The 1,717-nt window shown below is 50.4% G+C and carries 1 protein-coding gene; it reads left to right on the top strand.

Going from position 1 to position 1,717, the window contains the following annotated elements; all coding sequences use genetic code 11:
- Positions 1-1,717 (top strand): type VII secretion protein EssC (gene essC / locus HMPREF2885_RS01510; RefSeq protein ID WP_070656899.1); only part of this gene is annotated, 1,717 nt, incomplete at both ends.

Genomic DNA, 1,717 nt, shown 5'->3' with positions numbered 1-1,717 from the left:
ATATCCTATCCCTCGCTGTTAACTTCCACCCTCATGATGTGGCTTTCTTGCTGATTGACTATAAGGGTGGTGGGATGGCCAATCTCTTTAAAAACCTGCCTCACCTCTTGGGGACGATTACCAACTTGGATGGTGCCCAATCTATGCGGGCTCTGGCTTCGATCAATGCGGAGATCCATCGTCGTGAACGACTCTTTGGAGAGTTTGAAGTCAACCATATCAATCAATACCAGAAGAAATTTAAAAACGGAGAAGCGACAGAACCGCTCCCTCACCTCTTCCTCATCTCAGATGAGTTTGCAGAGCTCAAGGTTAACCAGCCCGACTTTATCAAGGAGCTGGTATCCATCGCTCGGGTCGGACGTTCCCTCGGGGTCCACTTGATCCTAGCTACCCAGAAACCATCTGGTGTGGTGGATGACCAGATCTGGTCTAACTCACGCTTCAAGATCGCACTTAAGGTGGCGGACCGTTCGGACTCAAATGAAATGCTTCATACACCGGACGCAGCCGAGATTACTCAGACAGGACGTGCCTATCTACAGGTCGGAAATAACGAAGTCTATGAGCTCTTCCAGTCAGCCTGGTCAGGGGCAGATTACCAGCCGGACAAGGACGATATGGGGATTGAGGACCATACTATCTACCTGATCAATGAATTGGGCCAATATGAGATCTTGAATGAAGACTTGTCAGGCTTAGAAGATGTGGATGAGATCAAGGAAGTTCCGACAGAGTTGGATGCGATAGTGCACCATATCCAGCTCTTGTGTGAAGAACAAGAAATTCCTCCAGTACCACAACCATGGTTGCCACCGCTCAAAGAGCGAATCGCACTAGACGAACTGGAAGAAGTGCAACCGACAGTAGCCTGGACACAAGAGAAACCACTCTCTGTCCTCTTGGGGATGGCAGATATCCCGCAGGCCCAGAAGCAGGAAGCTGTCTCTATCAATCTCTCCAAGGATGGTCATATCCTCCTTTACGGAAGTCCGGGTACAGGAAAGACCACCTTCCTTCAGACTGCTGGTATGGACTTGGCTCGCAAATTCAGTCCAAAGGCTCTTACCATGTACTTGATGGACTTTGGTACCAATGGTTTGGCTCCATTGTCCAAGCTTCCACAGGTGGCAGATACCATGCTTCTGGACCAAACGGAGAAGATCTCTAAGTTTGTACGAATCATGGAGAAAGAACTCAACCGTCGTAAGAAACTCCTTGCGGACTATGGTGTTGGGACTTTAGACCTCTACCGTCAGGCCAGTGGTCAGGAAGAGCCGGCTATCGTCATCCTCTTAGATAGCTATGAAGCCTTCAAGGAAGAAGCCTATGAGGCGGAACTCTTCAAGCTCTTGGTGCGCATCTCCCGTGAAGGTCTCAGTATCGGGGTTCACCTCTTGGTGACAGCCGGTCGTCAAACCAACCTTCGTGCTCAACTCTACTCGAACTTCAAGCACCAGTTGAGCCTGCCACAGAATGAGGCAGGTGAAGTGCGAGCCATCGTGGGCTCTACACCACTTGCTATGACTATGGAAGATATCAAGGGACGTGCCCTTATGAAGCGTGAAGAGGTGGATGTCATCCAGCTGGCTCTCCCAGTTTATGGAGCCAATGATACTCAAGTCCTCAACAACCTGCGCCAAGCAGTCGCTTCCCTCCAAGAAGCCTGGACCGGACAGCGCCCAAGTGCCATTCCGATGGTACCAGAGGAGTTGAC

Source organism: Streptococcus sp. HMSC062H02, from assembly GCF_001813005.1.
Classification (GTDB): domain Bacteria; phylum Bacillota; class Bacilli; order Lactobacillales; family Streptococcaceae; genus Streptococcus; species Streptococcus oralis_S.
The sequence above is the reverse complement of the archived record's forward strand: the minus strand, read 5'-3'. Positions and strand labels throughout refer to the sequence as shown.